The 20,569-nt window shown below is 68.2% G+C and carries 21 protein-coding genes; 6 read left to right on the top strand and 15 right to left on the bottom strand.

Annotated features, from left to right (window positions below; translation table 11 throughout):
- Positions 1 to 562: 562 nt before the first annotated feature.
- From DEO45_RS16005 to DEO45_RS15975, 7 genes are all read right to left on the bottom strand, one after another.
- A complete protein-coding gene (locus tag DEO45_RS16005) occupies positions 563 to 1,111 on the bottom strand; it encodes a DUF488 family protein (protein WP_114345738.1) in 549 nt (182 codons plus the stop codon).
- A gap of 3 nt (positions 1,112 to 1,114) precedes the next feature.
- Entirely contained in the window at positions 1,115 to 1,327 is a 213-nt protein-coding gene (locus tag DEO45_RS16000; protein WP_114345736.1) for a DUF2945 domain-containing protein, read from the bottom strand.
- Positions 1,328 to 1,457: 130 nt separating this feature from the next.
- On the bottom strand, positions 1,458 to 2,033 hold the full coding sequence (locus DEO45_RS15995; RefSeq protein WP_114345734.1) for a Swt1 family HEPN domain-containing protein: 576 nt from the start codon (positions 2,031 to 2,033) through the stop codon (positions 1,458 to 1,460).
- Positions 2,030 to 2,653 carry a DUF5343 domain-containing protein gene (locus DEO45_RS15990; RefSeq protein ID WP_147269714.1) on the bottom strand — a complete coding sequence of 208 codons (624 nt, stop codon included), beginning with the start codon at positions 2,651 to 2,653 and terminating at the stop codon, positions 2,030 to 2,032. The genes DEO45_RS15995 and DEO45_RS15990 overlap by 4 nt, the downstream gene beginning before the upstream one ends.
- A gap of 252 nt (positions 2,654 to 2,905) precedes the next feature.
- A complete protein-coding gene (locus tag DEO45_RS15985) occupies positions 2,906 to 3,610 on the bottom strand; it encodes a LytR/AlgR family response regulator transcription factor (RefSeq protein ID WP_114345729.1) in 705 nt (234 codons plus the stop codon).
- Positions 3,610 to 4,662, bottom strand: a complete 1,053-nt coding sequence (locus DEO45_RS15980) for a sensor histidine kinase (protein WP_114345726.1) — start codon at positions 4,660 to 4,662, stop codon at positions 3,610 to 3,612. Before DEO45_RS15980 ends, DEO45_RS15985 begins: the two co-directional genes overlap by 1 nt.
- A 30-nt stretch (positions 4,663 to 4,692) precedes the next feature.
- Entirely contained in the window at positions 4,693 to 5,355 is a 663-nt protein-coding gene (locus tag DEO45_RS15975) for an alpha/beta hydrolase (RefSeq protein ID WP_114345723.1), read from the bottom strand.
- A gap of 160 nt (positions 5,356 to 5,515) precedes the next feature.
- Between DEO45_RS15975 and DEO45_RS15970 the strand changes: the two genes are divergently transcribed.
- Complete coding sequence (locus tag DEO45_RS15970; protein WP_223250909.1) at positions 5,516 to 5,857, top strand: helix-turn-helix domain-containing protein; 342 nt, start codon at positions 5,516 to 5,518, stop codon at positions 5,855 to 5,857.
- Positions 5,858 to 6,001: 144 nt separating this feature from the next.
- Here DEO45_RS15970 and DEO45_RS15965 read toward each other — a convergent pair whose 3' ends face one another.
- Positions 6,002 to 6,802: an energy transducer TonB gene (locus tag DEO45_RS15965; protein WP_223250908.1), complete on the bottom strand. Its 801-nt coding sequence runs from the start codon at positions 6,800 to 6,802 to the stop codon at positions 6,002 to 6,004.
- Between the two features lie 385 nt (positions 6,803 to 7,187).
- On the opposite strand from DEO45_RS15965, the gene DEO45_RS15960 reads away from it, so the two are divergent.
- A complete protein-coding gene (locus tag DEO45_RS15960; protein WP_114345717.1) occupies positions 7,188 to 9,635 on the top strand; it encodes a S9 family peptidase in 2,448 nt (815 codons plus the stop codon).
- 283 nt (positions 9,636 to 9,918) lie between these two features.
- On the opposite strand, the gene DEO45_RS15955 is transcribed toward DEO45_RS15960, so the two are convergent.
- Both DEO45_RS15955 and DEO45_RS15950 read right to left on the bottom strand, forming a co-directional pair.
- Positions 9,919 to 10,251: a cupredoxin domain-containing protein gene (locus DEO45_RS15955; RefSeq protein ID WP_114345714.1), complete on the bottom strand. Its 333-nt coding sequence runs from the start codon at positions 10,249 to 10,251 to the stop codon at positions 9,919 to 9,921.
- 10 nt (positions 10,252 to 10,261) lie between these two features.
- Entirely contained in the window at positions 10,262 to 10,801 is a 540-nt protein-coding gene (locus DEO45_RS15950; RefSeq protein ID WP_189339779.1) for a DUF4142 domain-containing protein, read from the bottom strand.
- Positions 10,802 to 10,959: 158 nt separating this feature from the next.
- Between DEO45_RS15950 and folE the strand changes: the two genes are divergently transcribed.
- The gene (folE, locus tag DEO45_RS15945) at positions 10,960 to 11,583 is read left to right on the top strand and encodes a GTP cyclohydrolase I (RefSeq protein WP_114345712.1); all 624 of its coding nucleotides are present in this window, start codon (positions 10,960 to 10,962) and stop codon (positions 11,581 to 11,583) included.
- A 54-nt stretch (positions 11,584 to 11,637) separates the two neighbouring features.
- A complete protein-coding gene (locus tag DEO45_RS15940; RefSeq protein WP_114345710.1) occupies positions 11,638 to 12,339 on the top strand; it encodes an RNA polymerase sigma factor in 702 nt (233 codons plus the stop codon).
- An 88-nt stretch (positions 12,340 to 12,427) separates the two neighbouring features.
- Here the strand turns inward: DEO45_RS15940 and DEO45_RS15935 are convergent, their stop codons facing one another.
- From DEO45_RS15935 to zwf, 5 genes are all read right to left on the bottom strand, one after another.
- Entirely contained in the window at positions 12,428 to 13,249 is an 822-nt protein-coding gene (locus tag DEO45_RS15935) for a TlpA disulfide reductase family protein (protein WP_114345707.1), read from the bottom strand.
- Between the two features lie 82 nt (positions 13,250 to 13,331).
- Positions 13,332 to 13,976 carry a bifunctional 4-hydroxy-2-oxoglutarate aldolase/2-dehydro-3-deoxy-phosphogluconate aldolase gene (gene eda / locus DEO45_RS15930; protein WP_114345705.1) on the bottom strand — a complete coding sequence of 215 codons (645 nt, stop codon included), beginning with the start codon at positions 13,974 to 13,976 and terminating at the stop codon, positions 13,332 to 13,334.
- Positions 13,977 to 14,162: 186 nt separating this feature from the next.
- On the bottom strand, positions 14,163 to 15,980 hold the full coding sequence (edd, locus tag DEO45_RS15925; RefSeq protein WP_114345703.1) for a phosphogluconate dehydratase: 1,818 nt from the start codon (positions 15,978 to 15,980) through the stop codon (positions 14,163 to 14,165).
- Between the two features lie 205 nt (positions 15,981 to 16,185).
- Positions 16,186 to 16,899, bottom strand: coding sequence for a 6-phosphogluconolactonase (gene pgl / locus DEO45_RS15920; RefSeq protein ID WP_114345769.1), 714 nt, complete (start codon positions 16,897 to 16,899; stop codon positions 16,186 to 16,188).
- A 101-nt stretch (positions 16,900 to 17,000) separates the two neighbouring features.
- Entirely contained in the window at positions 17,001 to 18,464 is a 1,464-nt protein-coding gene (zwf, locus tag DEO45_RS15915; protein WP_114345700.1) for a glucose-6-phosphate dehydrogenase, read from the bottom strand.
- 304 nt (positions 18,465 to 18,768) lie between these two features.
- Between zwf and DEO45_RS15910 the strand changes: the two genes are divergently transcribed.
- Together DEO45_RS15910 and DEO45_RS15905 are read left to right on the top strand one after the other, a co-directional pair.
- Positions 18,769 to 19,521: a GntR family transcriptional regulator gene (locus DEO45_RS15910; RefSeq protein ID WP_114345698.1), complete on the top strand. Its 753-nt coding sequence runs from the start codon at positions 18,769 to 18,771 to the stop codon at positions 19,519 to 19,521.
- Between the two features lie 9 nt (positions 19,522 to 19,530).
- Entirely contained in the window at positions 19,531 to 20,562 is a 1,032-nt protein-coding gene (locus DEO45_RS15905; RefSeq protein WP_114345693.1) for an SIS domain-containing protein, read from the top strand.
- Positions 20,563 to 20,569: the final 7 nt, after the last annotated feature.

Below are 20,569 nucleotides of genomic sequence, written 5' to 3'. Positions count from 1 at the left end.
CCACCGTTCGCACCGGCAGGCATCGAGCCCTCACCTCGTCATGCCTGCGAAGGCAGGCCGCAGGCGTTGCATCCCCGTTCCTCGTCATGCCTGCGAAGGCAGGCATCGCACTTCCCGCCGCCTCGCCGCCAAGTCGGTGGGCGTAGCAGAAGCTTCGTGCGCCCGCGGCGCCCGAGTTACTTCTCTTTTGCTTGTTCAAAAGAGAAGTAACCAAGAGAAAACGACCCTCCGCTTGGCGCTTGCCGGGCTCCTGCCCGGCAAGTCCGTGAGCCGGGGCCGGGCTTTTCGACAGCACAGCCATGTACTGTCGAAAAGGAACCGACATCGGGCAACCGCTCCTGCGTTGCCTCAACTCCGGCATCCATGCCGTCGCCATGTCGGTTCCCGCTGCGCGGCCTGTCGACCCCGACTCACCGCCGCGCAAGGGACCTCCGGGTAGAGCAGCGGGCCGTCGTGGCCCGCACTCGGTGTGCAACCGCTGCGCGGTTGCGCAAGCGAAAAGCAGAAGAACGGAAAACTCGAGTGAGGACGCTCCTGATCGGGCGCCAACGCGGTCGCCCGACTACAGCAAGCCACCCTGCGGCGACGCGTAACTCAATCGACCGTCCACGATGTGCGCTGGCGAGGTGTACGGGTGCACGGTGCTGTGCGTGGCGTCGATGATGTGAACGACCTCGATCCCGCGCAGCTTCAGCACGTCGGAGATGATCGAACGGTGGCAGCGCCACCACACCGCTTCGGCGCACATCATGGCGGTGCGCCTGCTGGCGGCCCGTGCCAGCAGCTCGGCCACGCCGTCGGCAAACTCCGCGGTGGCCGTGTAATCCGCGTAGCCCTGGAACGAGGCGTTGCGCCACCCCGTGTTCGGCGAGCCCGGTTGCACCTTGCGGCGACCTCCGAGCCTGGGCATCCATTGGTAGGCGATGCCGTGCGCGGGCAGCGTGGCGGCCAGCGCGTCGCTGGCGAAATACGGGTAGCGGCGCGAACCGGGGAAGCGCCGCACGTCGGCGATCGCCTCGATCCGGTATTCGCCCAGCAAGCCAAGGAACTCCTCCAGCGTGCGGGTGGAATGGCCGATCGTCCAGATCGTGGCGGGATCGTCGGTGGGCATCGCTCAGTCGATCTTGTGCAGCGCCGCGCCCTTGTGCATGGCGACGTGATCGGTCTTGTCGCTCTGGATCTCGTACTGCGGATCGGCCTCGCTGCAACGGTGCATGTGGCCCTTGTACTCGGTATCGCGCGTATGCACCTTGATGATCCGGCCGGTCACGTAGCCCGCTTCCGAATTCCAGCGCACGTGATCGCCGACTTTGAAGGGGTGGCTCATGGTAGCTCCTCGCTCGTAGCTACCTGCCATTGACGCATATGCTTCGTCCACGCCAAGTGGAGAAGGAGGCGCTGTGGCGGCGCTGAGTTGCGAGATAAGTGAGCTGGATCCCGATCTCGGGAATGATTTGTTAGCCCGCTTGTCGTATCCAGTCACGGATGTTCATGCCTATGCGCTCGACATCTTCCTTGGAGAGACTTCCGCCGTGCATGACTATGTTTCTGCTCTTCTCTAACGTATTGAGAGTTGTTTTTGCCCACTCCATGTTTCCGAGAAGGTCATCGAACACGGGCCAGTTCACAACGATGATCGACGATAGGTCGCTGAAGTCACAGTAGTTGATGTCACTCGCACCGCGAGCGCCATGCCAGCGAAATTTCGCATCCTCCGCCATTCTGCCGTTTGATGCCTTTCGGATTCTCTCCGGAACCTTTGTCCACCAAGTTTCACCATGCTCCTCCGCCATGGCCTTGGTGACCAACTGCCGAACAGCATTCTCAAAGGCGTGTATTGCTGCGTAAACTACCGACATGCGCTGCGCCTCGGTTAGGAGGTCCGCATCAAGAAATTCGTAGGAGAGAGACTTTTGTGCTGCTAGTGCATCTTCCGTTCCGAAGTGATTGCGCCGACGGCGACCGGCTCGGTCCAAGGTCTCTTCCGTGAGCACACCACGATAAACAAATGAATAGAGATCTAGCTCTCTCATCCCAGGTGTTCCCGGAGAGATCGAAAAATTGCATCGAAAACGGCTTGATCGCGCGTATCGGGCAAAACAATATTGATATGGTACTGAAGGCCGGCGACCTTGATCTTCCCGATGGACGACGAGTCATCCGATACCTGCTTTGTGGGAGAAATCCTCTCGGGGGGACTCTGATCACGAGTGTCCTCACCAGTTGGGCGCTCTTTACGCGCCGTTGGCTCGCCTGAGAAGTCAGCGTAGTCACAAAGTGCCCGAAATGTTTTTGCTACATGGCCAATGACAAGATCCGTCTTCTTTCCAGCATAGAGTGTGCGGAGCTTATTTTTTGCGTCCTGCACGGTGAATTCATTGGCTTTGGTGTTGATTGCGAACAGGTCAGCGTAGGCCTCACGTATGCCTTCGGCCAAAACATCCTTTGCACGACTTCGGTCCATGAACTCGAAGTACCGTTGCTGAGGTTGGCCATCTCTATTTAGGAACCCAAGGTCCTTAAGGATTCCTATAAAAAGACGGTCGTTAGTGGATGTGAATCCGAGGTTTTCAAGAAATTTCAGAGAGAAACGTTCGGGCGGCTGGGCATCCAGCATTGCATCGAAGTAGGCTGGAATGGATCCGGCTTTCATCGTGTAGCTATCCGGTAAGGCCATCTCGTTTCCCCCTCAAGAAGTATATGGATGGGTTAACACAGCGACCCAAAATCGGGCCATATGCAAGCGATGTTCAGCTTTCGCCTTTCGGTCGTCAAGCAATAGGGACTCGCATGTATTCAATGCATTTGGCTGCCTATGTGACGTCCCCACCACGAAGTCGCCGCGTCCGTATCTCGATGATAGAAACCGTTCCGGCTTGTCCGCTGGATTCGGCAGACGGAGCGCTCACCCCAACCGCAACAGCTTCCTCACCGCCGGCAAATTGCGCCGGCTGATCTCGGGGTTGAGCTCGCTGCCGTCGAGGCGGGCCAGCACGCGGCCGTCGGGGAGGGTCTTGAGGCCGAGCAGGCGCGGTGGCGGGACGAGGCAGTTGCGGTGCAGGCGGATCAGCTGGCCGGGGTAGGTTTCTTCGAGCTGGCGCAGCGAATCCTCGATCAGCAGTTCGCCGCGGCGGTGCTGCACGACCACGTATTTCTCGTCGGCGAGCAGGCAGATCACTTCGTCCAGCGCGATGCGCACCTGTTCGCCGCGCAGCCGGCCGCGCAGGTACGCGGCCGGCTCGCGCGGGGCGTCGGCGAGGCGTCGTTGCGCACGCTGCAGCGCATCGCGCAGGCGGTCGAGCCGCACCGGCTTGAGCAGGTAGTCGACCGCGCCAAGCTCGAACGCCTTCAGCGCGTGCGACTCATAGGCGGTGCAGAAGATCACCTGCGGTCGTGCGCGGCTGGCCAGGCGCTGCGCCAGCGCCACGCCGTCGGTGCCGGGCATGTTGATGTCCAGCAGCAACGCGTCCGGCTGCAGTTCGTCTAGCGCGGCCAGCGCGGTTTCGCCGTCGCCGACGCTGCCAACGACCTCCGCCTCGGCGCATTCGCCCAGCAGCGTGATCATGCGCGCGCGCGCCAGCGGTTCGTCGTCGACCACCAGTACGCGCATCAGGCCGGGCCTCCCGGCAATTGCAGAAGCACCACGAAGCGCTCGTCCTGCGCGCCGGCCTGCACCTTCGCCAGCGGTCCGTAGCGATAGGCCACGCGCTGGCGCACGCTGTCCAGGCCATGGCCGTTGCCGGCGGCGGGTGGGGTGGCCGGCAGCGGATTGGCGATCTCGATGCGCACGCCGTTGCCGTCGCGCCAGCCGCGCAAGCTCACCTCGCCGCCTTCGCGCAGCGGCTGGATGCCGTGGCGCACCGCATTCTCCACCAGCGGCTGCAGCAGCAGCCGCGGCAGCGGAAAATCCCGCGGCAGCTCGTCCAGTTCGCGGCGCACGCGCAGGCGCTCGCCCAGGCGCAGCTGCTCGATCGCCAGGTAGCGTTCGACCAGCGCCAGCTCCTCGCCCAGCGTGCCATCGGCGCTGTCGTGCTGGCCCAGCGCGGCGCGGAACAATTCGGAGAGGTCTTCCACCGTGCGTTCCGCGGCGTCGGGGTCGACCCGGATCAGCGCCGCCACCGTGTTCATGCTGTTGAACAGGAAGTGCGGCCGGATGCGCGCCTGCAGCGCCCCGACCTGGGCGCGGGTGACCGCCGCCAGCCGCGCCTGCCACTGCGCCAGCACGTAGAAATAGCGCAGCATCGCGGCGCCGAGCAGGGCGGCGATCAGCACGTTGTCACGCACGAATACGGGCAGGCTGCCGCGCACCAGGTGCATCTGCAGTGCGCCGTCGAACCAGTGCGCCGCGATGCTGCCGGCCAGCACGACCAGCAGGATCAGCAGCCACACCCCCACATACGGCAGGTGCCCGGGCAGGCGCTGCAGCCATGGTCGCAGCGCGCACAGCGTCACCGCCGCGACCATGCCCAGCAGGGTCGCGAACAGCATGCCGACGCTATAGGCCGACCAGTCGCGCGGGTCGTCGCGCGCCAGCCACATCACGGTCACCGTCAGCGCGCCCACCACGAGCAGCGCGAACAGCGCCGGCAGCTGGCAGAAATCCGGCAGCGGGCTCTGTTCGATGCGGCCGCGCGCGGCGCGGCGGGAGGTGGGTTCGCGCATGCGGGCAAGTATGCCGCAGCGCAGTCATGCTTACGCCAGCCGCAGGCCCAGCCAGCGGCGCAGGTCGCCGATTTCATCGGCGCAGACCGCATGGGCCATCGGGTAGGTATGCCAGTCCACCGCGTAACCTAGTGCCTGCAGTGCATCGCGGGAGGCAAGGCCGCGCGGCAGCACCACCACCGGGTCGGCCGTGCCGTGGCCCCAGAAGATCGGCGTGGCCGCGTTCGCGGCGCTGCGCTCGTTGGCGAGCGTGGCGGAGATCGGCAGGTAGGTGGACAGCGCGACGATGCCGGCCAGCTTTTCCGTATGGCGCAGCCCGGCAGCCAGCGCGATCGCGCCACCCTGCGAGAAGCCGGCGAGGATGATCCGCTCGCTCGGCACGCCACGCTCGTGCTCGCGCGTGATCAGCGCCTCCACCGCGGCGATCGAGGCGCGGATGCCGGCTTCGTCCTGCCGCGCGGCGGCGTCGAACGCGTAGATGTCGTACCACGCGCGCATCGACATGCCGTTGTTGACCGTCACCGGGCGCACCGGTGCGTGCGGAAACACGAAGCGCAGTGCCGGCCACGCCGGGTCCACCAGCTCCGGCACGATCGGCGCGAAGTCGTGGCCGTCCGCGCCCAGGCCGTGCAGCCAGAGGATGCTGTAGCGAGGGTTGGCGGCGGTTTCGTGTTCGACGGTAGGGAGGGTCATGCGATGGCTCGATGGTTCCAGTCCCGTCAGTGTCCCCGAACCGGCGCCTCGCTGCCAGTCGGGCCGAACATGGAGAGGACCTCCTGCGCCACGGAGGCAGCATGTTCCTGCAGCATGAAATGGCCGCCGTCGTAGCCAGGCGCAATACATCGAGCAGCCGGTGCAGGCGAGCATCGGCGAAGGTCTGCTGACGAAGATGCTGGACTGGGCGGCGCGGCATCTCGACATGGCGCACAGCCTGGATTCGCTCGCGACCAGGGCGCTGATGAGTCGGCGTAGCTTCACCCGGCACTTCCGCCAGCACACGGGCCCCACCGGCGGGCAGTGGTTGCTCGGCCAGCGTCTCGCGCTGGCGCAACGATTGCTGGAAACCACCGCGCAACCGATCGAACGGATTGCCGAGCGCGCCGGCTTCGGCTCGCCCCTGTCCATGCGCCAGCATTTCGGCGTGGCGTTCAACACTACGCCATCGATGTACCGCCGCGAATTTCGCGGGGGCTGATTTCGCCCCGTGCGACGGGTGTTCGTCAGCAAGCTCCTGCCTCAAAGTTTTGGCGATTACCCGATCCTCGGCCCCGGCCCAGCTTCCGCACGGTCGCCGCAAGGCCGTTACCGCTGGCGCTGAGGCCATGCAGGACCCGCAAAATCAGGGCGCGTTGGTGATCGTGGCGACGGCGTTCGGTTTCAGCGGACTGTCCAGTGCCAGTGTCTGGTCGGAAGGCAGCGGAATGCCCGGCTGGGCGTTGTCGGCGGCTTCCTCGCGCGCATAGTTGTTCAGGATGCGGGTCTGCTTCGCGGTGAAGATCGGTTCGTTCAAGGTGAAGGACGCCGAAAGATGCATGCGGGTCGCCACGGGTTGACCGTCGACTTGTTCCGGTATCGCGTGCCATTGCTTGGCGGCTGCCAATACAGATCCGATGAATGAGGAGCGCAATGGCCAGTCGTCGAACCGGCTGTGTGCCGACAGGTCCCCGAGACTGCCATCGGGTTGCACGGTGGCATCCAGTACGACAAAGGCGCATTCGCGCCTACGAACAGCATCCATGGGGTAGTGCGGCTGGATGTTTTGTTTCAGCATCCTGGGGCCATTGCCCTCGAAGCTGATGCGCAGGCTGTAGCCGCCGTGGGTATCGGGGATAGCCTTCAGCTTGGTGTAGACGAAAGTATGCGCAGGTACCGGCTGGCCATCGCGCCGGGCCGGTACGAAGTGCCACTGCTTCACTGCGGCGGACACCACGCTCCCGATCGATGCGGGCACGTCTGCATCGAGCTGGGTGGCGGTGATGCGGCCGGTGGCGTCCACGTCGGCACCGATCCTGTAGATCTGTTCGCGCGTTTCGGCGGCGTATGTCGGTACGTTGCAGGCCAGCGCCAGCAGGGCGACGCCGAGCACGGTAATTTTCATCAGGTCCTCTCCCCGGACATCGCGGGCGCCCCCGCGCCGCACGTGCAGCCAGCATGCCGCACGTGCGAGGAGGGGAACAGTGCCGTCACGGCGCCGTGCCCAGCCCCAGCTCGTGCGCGAAGAACCTCAGCCCGATCGCTGCATCGCCGACGCGCGGGCTGAACGGGGCACCCACGCCGTGGCCGGCGATCATGCGCGCCCATCAGCAGGCCGCCGTTGCTGCCGCCGAGGATGCCCAGATGTGCGCAGTCGATCCAGCGCGCGCCGATCAGCACCGGCGGCTTTGCCGGTGCCGTGGGCGGCAGCTGCGCGGCGAGAGTGGTGCCGGCGTGGCGATCGCAGCCGATGAGGCCTGACTTTCGGCACGGTTGACCTGGCGGTGCCGTCGCGCTCGGTTATGCTGATCCCTTTGCTTGGGGGAACATTCATGCGTCGAATGCTGCTTGCCGCCCTTGTCGGCCTCACCGTGCTGCCGGCGGTCGCCGCCGTACCGGCCGTGGCGCCGCTGGATCTGGAAACCGTGATGGCCAACCCCGACTGGATCGGCCAGCCGGTGGAGGCGCCGTACTGGAGCGTGGACGGGCGCAGCCTTTACTACACGCTGAAGCGCGACGGCAGCCCGGTGCGCGATCTGTACCGGGTCGACCCGGCGGGCGGCCAGGGCGTGAAGCTGGACCCTGCGGCGCTGGCGCAGGCCGACGGCCCGGCGGTGTTCGATCGCACGCACAAGCGCGCCGCGTTCATCCTGCACGGCGACGTGTTTGTGGTCGACCTGGCCAGCGGCCGCCGCCAGCAGGTGACGCGTACGCCGCAGGCGGAGTCCTCGCCCCGATTCTCCGCCGATGGCCGCGCGCTGCAGTACCGCGCCGGCAACGACTGGTACAGCTACGACCTGGCCAGCGGCGTTGCGGCGCCGGCGGCGATACTGAAATTCGCCGACGATCCGCAGGCGAAGCAGCCCGACGCATTGGGCAGGCAGCAGCTCGCGCTGTTCACGACGCTGCGCGAGATCAAGGCCGACAAGCAGGCCATGCGCGACGAGGACAAGGCGCTGGACGCGGCCGACCCGGGTCGTGCGCCGCAGCCGTTCTGGCTGGGCGACAAGTTCCGCGCGATGGATACCGAACTGTCGCCGGACGGCCGCTGGATGCTGGTGGTCACCGTGCCCAGGGACCACGCCAAGGGCGAGGCGTCCAAGGTCAACCACTACGTCACCGAGAGCGGCTATACCGAGCCGAAGGACGCACGCACCTACGTCGGGCGCAACGACCCCGCACCGCAGTCGCTGCTGCTGCTGGACCTGCGCGCGCACCAGCAGTACCCGCTGAAGACCGACGGCTTGCCGGGCATCAAGGACGACCCGCTCAAGGCGCTGCGTGCGCAGGCGGTGGCCGCGCTGGAAAAGGCCGGCAGGCAGGACGAGGCGAAGGCGCTGAAGGCGCCCGACGTGCGCCCGGTGCGCATCATCGCCGGCACCGAGGACGGCGGTGGCGGCGGCATCGCGTGGAGCGACGACGGTGGCCAGCTGGCGATCCAGCTGCGCGCCATTGACAACAAGGACCGCTGGATCGCCAGCGTGGACTTCGACAGGCACGCGCTGGTGCCGCAGCACCGGCTTACCGACCCGGCGTGGATCAACTGGAACTTCAACGATTTCGGCTGGCTGAAGGACGGCCGCACGCTGTGGTACCTGTCCGAGGAAACCGGCTGGTCGCAGCTGTATGCGAAGCCGCTGGGCGGCAAGGCGAAGGCGCTGACCGCCGGCCGGTTCGAGGTGAGCCATCCGCAGCTCGGCGAGGACGGCCGCTGGTTCTACCTGCGCACCAACAAGGTCGCGCCGTACAGCTACGACGTCTACCGCGTGCCGCCCGCCGGCGGCGAGCTGGAGCGCGTGACGAACTACCAGGGCATGGACGACTTCGCGCTGTCACCCGACGGCACGCAGCTGGCCGTGCTGCATTCCTCGCCGTACCTGTTCGCCCAGCTGGCGGTGCAGCCGGCCGCCGGCGGCACGCCGCGCGAACTGACCCGCACGATGAAGCCGGCCTACCTCGCGCGCGACTGGATCGCGCCGAAGATCGTCGAGGTGCCGTCCTCGCACGGCGCCGGCTCGATCTACGCGAAGTACTACGGCCCGGCCAATGAAACCGACGCGCCCGCCTCGCGGCCGGCGGTGATCTTCGTCCACGGCGCCGGCTACCTGCAGAACGTCACGCTGTCGTCCACGTACTATTTCCGCGAGCAGATGTTCCACAACCTGCTGGTGCAGCAGGGCTACGTGGTGCTGGACATGGACTACCGCGCCTCCGAGGGCTACGGCCGCGCCTGGCGCACCGCGATCTACCGCCAGATGGGCCACCCGGAGCTGGAGGACCTGCTCGACGGCAAGGCCTGGCTGGTGAAAAACCACGGCGTCGATCCGCGGCGCGTGGGCATCTACGGCGGCAGCTACGGCGGCTTCATGACCGAGATGGCGCTGCTGCGTGCGCCGGGCGAATTCGCCGCCGGCGCCGCGCTGCGCCCGGTCAGCGACTGGACGCTGTACAACCACGAGTACACCTCGAACATCCTCAACGATCCGCAGCTCGATCCCGAAGCGTACCGGACCAGCTCGCCGATCGAATACGCGGAAAAGCTGCAGGACCCGCTGCTGATCCAGCACGGCCTGATCGACGACAACGTGCTCGCCGAGGATTCGATCCGCCTGTACCAGCGCTTCATCGAACTGCACAAGAAGAACTTCTGGATGTCGCTGTACCCGCTGGAACGCCACGGCTTCGTGCATGCCGATTCCTGGTACGACGAATACCGGCGCATCGACGAGCTGTTCGAGACGTACGTGAAGCCGGAGAAGGGTGGCGCGAAAGCGCATTGACCGCGTTTTTGCCCGCATGCGCAAGTTGTGGATTTTGCCGGCGTGCGGCCTGTTGCTGGCCGGTTGCGCCAAGCCGTTGCCGCTGGAGAAGTTGGCGTGTGCCGGCCAGTGGCGGTCGCCGGAGTGGAGTTGACCAGGGTGCCGCCAGGCGAATGAGATGAGCCATGGAAGCCCGCGGCGCCGGAGTGGTTCGAGCCGGCGCCGCGGGCCTGGCCGGCAGCGCTGCAAGGTCGCGGTAGGATGCGGCCTTGCAGCCTCCGGGGTGCGGAGTTCTGCTGCCGGGTTACTTGACCACCAGGGTGCCCGTCATGGTGGGGTGGAACTTGCAGAAGAACGCGACGCTGCCTGCGGTGGCCTTGCTGCGCACGCTGGCGCCCGGCTTCAGGTCGATGTCGAAGCGGCCGTCGCGCGCGGTGGCGCTGTGCTCGAGGATGTCGTGGTTGACCCATTCGATGATGTCGCCGGCGCGGACGCCGGTCGGCATCGGGCCGAACTGCATCTTGTCCACCACGATCACGTGCGTGCGCGGGGCCGACGCCGCACTGGCGGCACTGGCCGGCGCGAACCCGCCGGCCAGTGCCAGCAGGCCGGCGAGCAGGATCATCATGCGCAGCATGTCGGGTTCCTCACTTCAGGCTCTGGGCGAGGTGCTCGGCGTGCATCTGGTGCGACTGGAACAGCTTCAGGCCGGTCTCCAGCAATGACTTCAGCTCCGCGTTCTGCGCCGACGGGATCAGCGTGCCGCTGAGCGCGGCGTTGACCGCCTTGTGATAGGCGACCTCATTGGCGGCATAGGCCTTGTCGTACGCAGCGCCGCTGAGTGCGGCCAGCTTGGTCTGCTCGGCGGCGGCGTTGCTCGCCAGCGACTGGCTGGTCGGGTTGTCCTGCGGCGTCACGCCCAGCTTCTTCACCAGCGCCAGCGCCTGGTCGTTGACCGCGGCGTGATCGCGCGCCATTTCCTCGGCGAACGCGCGTACGGCCTTGTTGTGTGATTTCTGCAGCGCCTGTTTGGCCGCGGTGACGTCGATCACGCCGGCGGTGTAGGCGATGTGGGCAATCTGCGCGTCGTTGATCGCGGGCGCGGCGGCCGACGCCTGGTGGGCATGCACGCCGGCGAGCGAGCCGAGGCCGAGGGTGAGGACGAGAGCGAACAGGGACTTGTTCATGAGCGGTGTCTCCTTGTGGTGGACGAAGCGAGCGAGGCTCGCCGGTGCCCATCTGATGCAGCAGCAGCGCATAGGTTCCGGCCCGTGTGCAGGCACAGCGGGAACCTCCGACGCGGTACCCACGTCGGATCGGCTGCCACCACCACGAAGCCGCCCGCATGCTCGAACTCGATCAAGCCATCCACCCAGCCGCCGCGGCGGGGCCGGTCGCGGAAACTCCCCGTCCCACGCGCGCCGAGGCGGAAGCCGCCGTGCGTACGCTGATCCGCTGGGCCGGCGACGAGCCGGCACGCGAGGGCCTGCTGGCCACGCCGGCGCGGGTGGTGCGCGCGTACGAGGAGTGGTTCGCCGGCTACCGGCAGGACCCGGTCGGCCTGCTCAGTCGCACCTTCGGCGAAGTCGGCGGCTACGACGAGCCGGTGTTGCTGCGCGACATTCCGTTGCAGTCCACCTGCGAGCACCACATGGCGGCGATCCGTGGCGTGGTGCACATCGCCTACCTGCCGCAGCGGCGCGTGGTGGGCATTTCCAAGCTGGCACGGCTGGTCGAGGCGCTCGGCCGGCGCCTGCAGATCCAGGAGCGGCTCACCGCGGAGATCGCCGACACGCTGGCCCGCGCGCTGCAGCCGCGTGGCGTGGCGGTGATCGTCGAGGCCAGCCACGAATGCCTGTCCTCGCGCGGGGTGCGCCTGCACGGCGTGTCGATGCGGACACGACGTTTGCTCGGCGAGTTCGCGCGGGAGCCGTGGCGGCAGGAGATCCTGGCCATGCTCGCCGGCTGAACGGGAACCTCGGGCCACCCTGGCGCATCGGATCGGGTGTAAAAGGAGAAAGCCATGTCAGTCCATGCCCATGTTGCCTCCGTCGACTACGCCGCGCTGGACGACCACGCGCTGGTGGCGCTGGTCCGCGACGGCCACCGCGAGGCGTTCCGCCACATCATGCAGCGCTGCAACCAGCGGTTGTTCCGTGTGGCGCGCGCCGTGATCGGCGAGGATTCGGAAGCGGAAGACGTGTTGCAGGAATCGTATATGCGTGCCTATCACAAGCTGGATTCGTTCCGCGGCGACTCGACCCTGTTGACCTGGCTGACCAGCATCGTGCTGAACGAGGCGCGCGGCCGCCTGCGCAAGCGCCATACGATGGTCGGCCTCGAACAGATCGACGCCGCGCTGGACGATACCCACCAGATCATCCGGTTCCCCTCGAAATTCGGCAGCGAGGACCCGGCTGTCGCGGCCGCGCGCACGCAGATCCGCCACCTGCTCGAACACGCCATCGATGAACTGCCGCCGGCGTTCCGCACCGTCTACATGATGCGTGAGGTGGAGGAGTGCTCGGTTGAGGAAACCGCCAACCTGCTGGCGATCAAGCCGGAAACGGTGAAGACCCGCCTGCATCGCGCGCGCCGGCTGCTGCGCAGCTCGCTGCAGGGCACCTTGGCCGAAACCGTGGGCGGGGCGTTCCCGTTCATGGGCCAGCGCTGCGCCCGAGTCGCCGACGTGGTGATGGCGAGGCTTGAGGCTGAGTCTGCGTAGCAAGTAGGGCGGGCACGGCCCGCCGACTCTTCGCCGCCGTGACTGGAGATCCAGAGCGGCGGGCCGTGCCCGCCCTACACGGCCGCGATCAGCGCGCTGCCGGCGCGGCGGCCGGACGGATCCGCTGCAGCCGCTCGGCCAGCGTGGCGCGCGACAACTCGCCCATGTGCAGGTCGCGCAGGCGGCCGTCGGCATCGAGGAACAAGGTGGTCGGATAGCCGCGCACGTTGTAATGGCTCGACAGCTGCAGGTTGCCGTCGATCAGCACGTGCTCCAGCGCCAGCCGCTGCACCTGCATGAACTGCCTCACCGCCGTCGCCGATTCGCCCTGGTCGGCGAACACGAAGCGGACCTGCGGTAGCGTTCGTTGCGCCTCGGCCAGCACCGGCATCTCGCGTCGGCAGGGGCCGCACCAGGTGGCCCACAGGTTGATCACGGTGGGCTGGCCGCGCAGCGATGCCAGCGGCACCTCGCGCCCGTCCAGGTCGCGCAGCGCCAGCACCGGCAGGCCGGGATGGGCCGCAGCGGTCAGCCTGTACGCAACCAGTCCGGCGAATGCCCATGCCGCGATGCCCACTGCCACGCCGGCGCCCAGCGACTGGCGCAGCCGCGCCCGGCGCCAGCCGATCAGCAGCGCCGCCGCCAGCAGCCCGAGCAGGCCGGCGACCGGCTCAAAGCCGCCGTCGCGGATGTTCAGCACGCTGCCGGGCTGCTGCGCGTACTGCGGCCACCAGCCGGCCACGTAGGCGATGCGTGCGGTGAGCAGGCCGATGCCGAGCGCCAGGAACAGCGCGTTGTCGGCGTCGGCATGACCGCGCCGATGCAGGAAGCCGGCGGCGGCGAGCGCGGCGATGACGCCGAACAACAGCGCCAGCAGGCCGGATGAGAGTGCCAGCGGTCCGATGTTCAAAGGATCTGTCCCTGCCTGGCTCGCAGCGGGATCGGCGAGCGTGTGCAAAAAGCACCTTACCCGGTATCGCCCGCCGGTGGGCTCAGCGCAGCCCGGCCGCCTCGCGTGCGAGCAGCTCGATGCCGGTCCAGTCGCCGCTGGCGAGCTTGTCGGCGGGGGTGAGCCAGGAGCCGCCCACGCAGAGCACGTTGGGCAGCGCGAGGAAATCCGGCGCGCTGCTCAGGCTGATGCCGCCGGTGGGGCAGAAGCGGATCTGCGGCAGCGGGCTGGCCCACGCGCCGAGCAGCTTGTGGCCGCCGGCCGGCACCGCCGGAAAGAACTTCAGGTGGCGGTAGCCGCGTTCGAGCAGGGCCATCGCCTCGCTGGCGGTGGCCACGCCGGGCAGCAGCGGCAGTTCGCTGTCGTCGGCGGCGTCGAGCAGGCGCGGCGAGGTGCCGGGCGACACGGCAAAGCGCGCACCGGCCTGCTGCGCGGCCGCGAGGTCACGCGCGGTCAGCGCGGTGCCGCAGCCGACCACCGCGCCTTCCACCTCCGCGGCGATCGCGCGGATCGCGTCCAGCGCCGCGCTCGTGCGCAGGGTGACCTCGATCGTCGGAATACCGCCGGCGACCAGCGCGCGCGCCATCGGCACCGCGGCCCTGGCGTCGTCGATGATCACCACCGGGATCACCGGCGCCAGCCGCATGAGGGTTTCGACTTGCTGCTGCTTTTGTTCGATGGGACTCATCGTTGCGCTCCTGGGTTTTTCTCCTCCCTCTGCGTGCAGGGAGAGGTTGGGAGGGGGTTGCTCAGGGTTGCGGGGAAGATCGAGAGCGACCCCACCCAGTTGTGTAGGGCGGGCACCGCCCGCCGCTCTTGTTCCAGCCGTGGCCCTGCAGAAAAGCCGGCGGGCAATGCCCGCCCTGCAGGTGTTTCACAGCACGCCGGCGCCGAGGTCGGCGTTGGCGGCGGCCTGGCGGAACAGGCCGAACAGTTCGCGGCCCATGCCGCTGTGCTCGCCGGACAGGTCGGCGACGTGCGGCAGGCGGGCGTCCAGTTCGTGCGCTTCCATCAGGACGTCCAGACGTCCGTTCGCCGCGTCCAGCCGGATGATGTCGCCGTCGCGGATCTTGGCGATGTTGCCGCCGGCCACCGCCTCGGGGGTCACGTGGATCGCCGCCGGTACGCGGCCGGAGGCGCCGGACATGCGCCCGTCGGTGAGCAGGGCGATGCGGTGGCCCCGGTCCTGCAGCAGCGCCAGCGTGGGGGTGAGCTTGTGCAGCTCGGGCATGCCATTCGCGCGCGGACCCTGGAAGCGCACCACCGCCACGAAGTCGCGGTTGAGCTCCCCGCGCTTGAACGCGCCGGCCACCTCGTCCTGGTCGTTGAACACGATCGCCGGCGCCTCGATCAGCAGGCGGTCGTCCGGCACCGAGGAGACCTTGATCACCGCGCGGCCGAGGTTGCCTTCGAGCATGCGCAGGCCGCCGTCGGCGCGGAACGGTTCGTCCACGCCGCGCAGCACGCCGCGGTTGCCGCTCTGCTTCGCCACCGGCACCCAGGCGATTTCGCCGGCCTCGTCCAGCTGCGGCACGCGCGCATAGCCGTCCAGGCCGGTGCCGAAGATGGTCTTCACGTCGCCATGCAGCAGGCCGGCGCCGAGCAGCTGGTCGATCAGGAACGCCATGCCGCCCGCCTCGTGGAACTGGTTCACGTCGGCGTAGCCGTTCGGGTACACGCGGGCCAGCAGCGGGATCACCTTGGACAGCGCGTCGAAATCGTCCCAGCGCAGCTGGATGCCGGCGGCATGCGCGATCGCTACCAGGTGCAGCAGATGGTTGGTGGAACCGCCAGTGGCGTGCAGGCCGATCACGCCGTTGATGATCGCGCGCTCGTCGATGATGTGGCCGAGCGGCAGGTAATGGCCGCCCAGCGCGCTGAGGTCGGCCACCCGGCGCACCACCTCGGCGGTGAGCGCGTCGCGCAGCGGCGTGTCCGGCGCGGTGAAGCTGGCGCCGGGCAGGTGCAGGCCCATGATCTCCATCAGCATCTGGTTGGAGTTCGCGGTGCCGTAGAAGGTGCAGGTGCCGGGCGCGTGGTAGGAGGCCGCTTCCGCCTCCAGCAGCTCCGCCTTGCTCGCCTTGCCGTCGGCGAATGCCTGGCGCACCTTCGACTTCTGCTCGTTCGGGATGCCGCTGGGCATCGGCCCCGACGGCACGAACGCGCCGGCCAGATGGCCGAAGCTGAGCGCTGCGATCAGCAGGCCCGGCACGATCTTGTCGCAGATGCCGAGGTAGAGCGCGCCGTCGAACATGTCGTGCGACAGCGCCACCGCGGTGGCCAGCGCGATCACGTCGCGCGAGAACAGCGACAGCTGCATGCCGGCGCGGCCCTGGGTGATGCCGTCGCACATCGCCGGCACGCCGCCGGCGACCTGCGCGGTGACGCCGGCGTCGCGGGCGATCTGGCGGATCAGCGCGGGATAGCGCTCGTACGGCTGGTGCGCCGAGAGCATGTCGTTGTAGGCAGTGACGATGGCGAGGTTGGCGCGGTGGCCGCTGCGCAGCGCCGCCTTGTCCTCCGTGCCGCAGGCGGCGAAGCCGTGCGCGAGGTTGCCGCAGGACAGGTGCCCGCGCTGCGGCCCGCTGCGGTCCACCGCGTCGATCCGCTTGAGGTAGGCCGCGCGCGTCTCGCGGCTGCGCTCGCGCAGGCGTTCGGTGACTTCGGCGACGACGGGGTGGAGCGTGGTCATGGCAGATCCGGAAGCGTTGGGTGAAAGGGCAGGAGCGCAAGCAACAGCGTACGTTCCCGAATGTCGACAATGCGCTTTCCTGCGCCTTGTCGACTCGGCTCGTCCGGCTATCGCCTGACGAGCCTCCGTCCGAGCAACGACTAGCGTCGTTGCTCGGCGTGCGACCCATCCCTGGGTCGCGTAGCCGCCCGCTTTCAGCGGCCGGCTACGGACACCAGTACACCGATACCGGCACGCGTTGCTGGGTCAGCACGGCACGCACCGGGTAATGCTGTGCCTCGCCGAGACCGAGCCGCGCGTCGGCAAGCAGGTCGCGTTTTTTCTCGCCGGCCACCAGCAGGTACAGCGCGCGCGTTTCCAGCAGGGTCGGCAGGGTCAGCGTGATGCGCGGTTCGCCGGCGCCGGGTGCGCGCATCGGGAGCACACGGGCATAGCCGTCCGGGTCCAGCGCCTCGGCCAAGTGGTCGCCGCCGGGGAAGAACGAAGCGGTATGCCCGTCGTCGCCCATGCCCAGCACCACCGCGTCGAATGGCAGCGGCAGCGCGTCGATATGCGCGCTGGCGGCGCCCTGGCCGGCTTCCGGAGTGGCGTCGCCGGTGTACAGCGGCACGAACTGCGCCGCGGCGGCGGCTTGCTGCAGCAGGCGCGATTTCACCAGCCGGGCGTTCGAGCGCTCGTCGGTGTCGGGCACCCAGCGTTCGTCGACCAGGGTTACCTGCACCCGGGCCCAGTCGAGTTTCTCGTGCGAGAGGCGGTCGAAGAAATCCTTCGGCGTGCTGCCGCCGGAGACCGCCAGCACGGCATGGCCGCGTTCGGCCAGCCCGCTGCGCAGGCGCTCGGCGACGCGTTCGGCCAGCGCCGTGGCCTGTGCGCGGCAGTCGGTGAAGCTGTGCGTGGTGACGTTCAAGGGGGGATGCATGGTGGTGGTGATGCGTCGGTCGGCCAAGCGTCCGGCGCAGCTCTCGTGGCCAGGGGGAAGTTCAGTCTGCCGCAGGCCGATGCAGCGGCAGGTGAAGCGGGTCATTCACTGTCTTCGTTCCAGGTGCGGCCGTCGCGTTCGATCAGCGCCACCGCGGCGCTCGGCCCCCAGCTGCCGGCGGTGTACGGCCGCGGCGGCTCGCCGCTGTCGGCCCAGGCGGCCAGGATCGGGCCGGCCCAGCGCCACGCCGCCTCCACTTCGTCGCGGCGCATGAACAGGGTGGGGTTGCCGCGCACCACGTCGAGCAGCAGGCGTTCGTACGCGTCGGGCTGCTGCACGCCGAACGCCTCGGCGAAGCTCATGTCCAGCGGCACGTGGCGCAGCCGCAGGCCGCCGGGGCCGGGGTGCTTGATGGTCAGCCACAGCTTCACGCCCTCGTCCGGCTGCAGCCGCAGCACCAGCCGGTTCTGCGACAGGGTGCCGGCGTCGGGGCCGAAGATCGAATGCGGCACCGGCTTGAAGGTCACCGCGATCTCCGACACCCGGCTCGGCAGCCGCTTGCCGGTGCGCAGGTAGAACGGCACGCCGGCCCAGCGCCAGTTGGCGATTTCTGCCTTCAGCGCCACGAAGGTCTCGGTGTTCGACTTGCTGTTGCCCAGTTCCTCCGGGTAACCCGGCACGCTGGCGCCCTCGGCCACGCCGGCGCGGTACTGGCCGCGCACGGTGAGCTGGGCGGCATTGCTCTCGTCGATGGGCTTGAGCGAATGCAGCACCTTCAGCTTCTCGTCGCGCACCGCGTCGGGCGCCAGCGAGGACGGCGGCTCCATCGCCACCATGCACAGCAGCTGCAGCATGTGGTTCTGCACCATGTCGCGCAGCGCGCCGGCGCGGTCGTAGTAGGCGCCGCGATGGCCGACGCCCAGCGTTTCGGCCACGGTGATCTGCACGTGGTCGATGTGCGCCGAATTCCACAGCGGCTCGAACAGCGCGTTGCCGAAGCGCAGCACCAGCAGGTTCTGCACCGTCTCCTTGCCGAGGTAGTGGTCGATGCGGAAGGTCTGCGATTCGCTGAACACCTTGCCGACCGCGTCGTTGATCTGGTTCGCGCTGGCCAGGTCGCGGCCGATCGGCTTCTCCAGCACCACGCGCGAGGCGCCCTGGTTGAGCTTGTACTGGCCCAGCCGGGTGCAGATGTCGACGAACAGTTCCGGCGAGGTGGACAGGTAGAACACCCGCACATGCTCGGGCTGCTTGCCGATGAGTGCGGCGAAATCGTCCCAGCCCTCGTCCTTGCGCGCGTCCAGCGGGCGGTAGAACACCTGCTGCAGGAACACGTCGAGCTGCGCCGCGGCGCACACGCCGACCAGCGCCTCGCGCAGGTGCGCGCGGTAGCCGGCGTCGTCCAGCGCTTCGCGGGCGACGCCGACGATGCGGCTGCTGGCCGGGATCTGGCCGTCGAGGAAACGGTGGAACAGGGCCGGCAGCAGCTTGCGCACGGCGAGGTCGCCGGTGCCGCCGAAGATCACCAGGTCGAACGGTTCGACCGATTGGGGGGAAGCAGTCACGCAGTCACCTCGACACGATGCCGGATGGCGGGCAGGGCGCGGATGGCCGGTCTTGCCCGGGGTCGCCGTTGATCGTACCAGTGAAATACCAGAGCGGCCACCGTTATGCATACGAATTCATTGAACGCTTTCGTCCGGTTGCGCGGGCTGCGCGTCTGACCGCTTCGTTTTAAGTCCTGATCGAGCGACAGGCGGGCGCCGGGCCGCTCGATGCGCTCCTGCCACGGTCAGGGTTCGGGTGCCGGAGCAGCGGTGGGGACGACAGGGCTTGCGGTCACTGGTTTGGTATTGGTATGTTTGCCGGATGGAAACCGCCCTGGCCAACGAATACCGCCGGATCTGCCACGATCCGGCCGCGCACCAGCCGCTCGCCTACCTGCGCCTGCGGCAGGCGATCCGCAACATCGTCGAGCACCGCGACATCGAGCCGGGTCATGCCCTGCCCAGCGAACGCGACCTGTCGCAGGCGCTGAAGCTGTCGCGGGTGACCGTGCGCAAGGCGATTGCCGGCCTGGTCGAGGAAGGTCTGCTGACCCAGCGCCACGGCGCCGGCACCTTCATCGCCGAACGCATCGTCAAGCCGATGTCGCGCTTGACCAGCTTCACCGAGGACCTGCGCGACCGCGGCCTGTCGCCACGCTCGGAATTTTTCGAACGCGGCATCGGCGAAGTGACGCCGGAGGAGTCGATGGCGCTGAACCTGTCGCCCGGCTCGCTGGTGGTGCGGCTGCATCGCGTGCGCTACGGCCAGGACGAGCCGCTGGCGATCGAGCGCAGCGTGGTGCCGGCCAGCGTGCTGCCTGACCCGCACCTGGTGCGCGACTCACTGTACGAAGCGCTGGAAAAGCTCGACGCCCGCCCGCGCCGCGCGCTGCAGCGGCTGCGCGCGGTGTCGCTGAACGCCCAGCAGGCGCGGCTGCTCCACGTCAGCGTGGGCAGCGCCGGGCTGAACATCGAGCGGCGCAGCTTCCTCGACGACGGCCGCGTGGTCGAGTTCACCTGCTCCTGGTATCGCGGCGACATCTACGACTTCGTTGCCGAACTGCAGACCGACTGAAGGACCGCCATGGACGCCCGCGACACCCTGATGTACCAGGAGGCGCACGAGTCGGCCGCGGTGGTCGCGCGCCAGTTCGCCGCCAACGAGGCGGTGGTGAGCGCGCTGGCGCGGGAGCTGCGGGCGCAGCCGCCGCGCTTCATCGTCACCTGCGCGCGCGGCAGCTCCGACCATGCCGCGGCCTACGCGAAGTACGTGTTCGAAACCCAGCTCGGCATCGTCACCGCATCGGCCTCGCCGTCGGTCACCTCGGTGTATGCGGCCGAACAGCGGTGGCAGGGCGCGCTGTTCATCGCGATCTCGCAGTCGGGCAAGAGCCCCGACCTGCTGCGCAACGCGCAGGCCGCGAAGGTGGCTGGCGCGCGCGTGGTGGCGCTGGTGAACGTGGAGGATTCGCCGCTGGCGGCGCTGGCCGACACGGTGATCCCGCTGCACGCCGGGCCGGAGCGCAGCGTGGCAGCGACCAAGAGCTACATCGCCGCGCTGGCCGCGGTGCTGCACCTGTGCGCCCGCTGGCGCGGCGACGAAGAGCTGGGCGCCGCGCTGCGCGCCTTGCCGGATGCGCTGCGCGCCGGCTGGGACGCGGACTGGTCGGCGCTGGTCGATGGCCTGGCCGGTGCGCACAACCTGTTCGTGGTCGGTCGTGGCTACGGCCTCGGCATCGCGCTGGAGGCGGCGCTGAAGTTCAAGGAGACCTGCGGCCTGCACGCCGAGGCGTTCAGCGCGGCCGAGGTGAAGCATGGCCCGATGGCGCTGGTCGGTCCGGATTTCCCGGTGCTCTGCTTTGCGCAGGACGACGACACGCTGGACAGCACGCTGGCGGTGGCGCGCGAATTCCGTGGCCGCGGCGCGCAGGTGTTCGTGGCCGCGCCCGGGCTGCACGGCGCCGGCAGCCTGCCGGTGGCCGGCGGCCTGCCCGCGCTGTGCACGCCGCTGCTGGCCATCCAGAGCTTCTACCGCGCCGCCAGCGCCCTGGCGCTGCGCCGCGGCTTCAACCCCGACGTGCCGCCGCATCTCAACAAGGTCACCGAAACCGTCTGAGGAGCGA

Origin of the sequence: Rhodanobacter denitrificans, from assembly GCF_003335105.1 — a bacterium.
GTDB lineage: Bacteria > Pseudomonadota > Gammaproteobacteria > Xanthomonadales > Rhodanobacteraceae > Rhodanobacter > Rhodanobacter denitrificans_A.
This window is presented reverse-complemented; position numbering and strand designations above follow the sequence as displayed.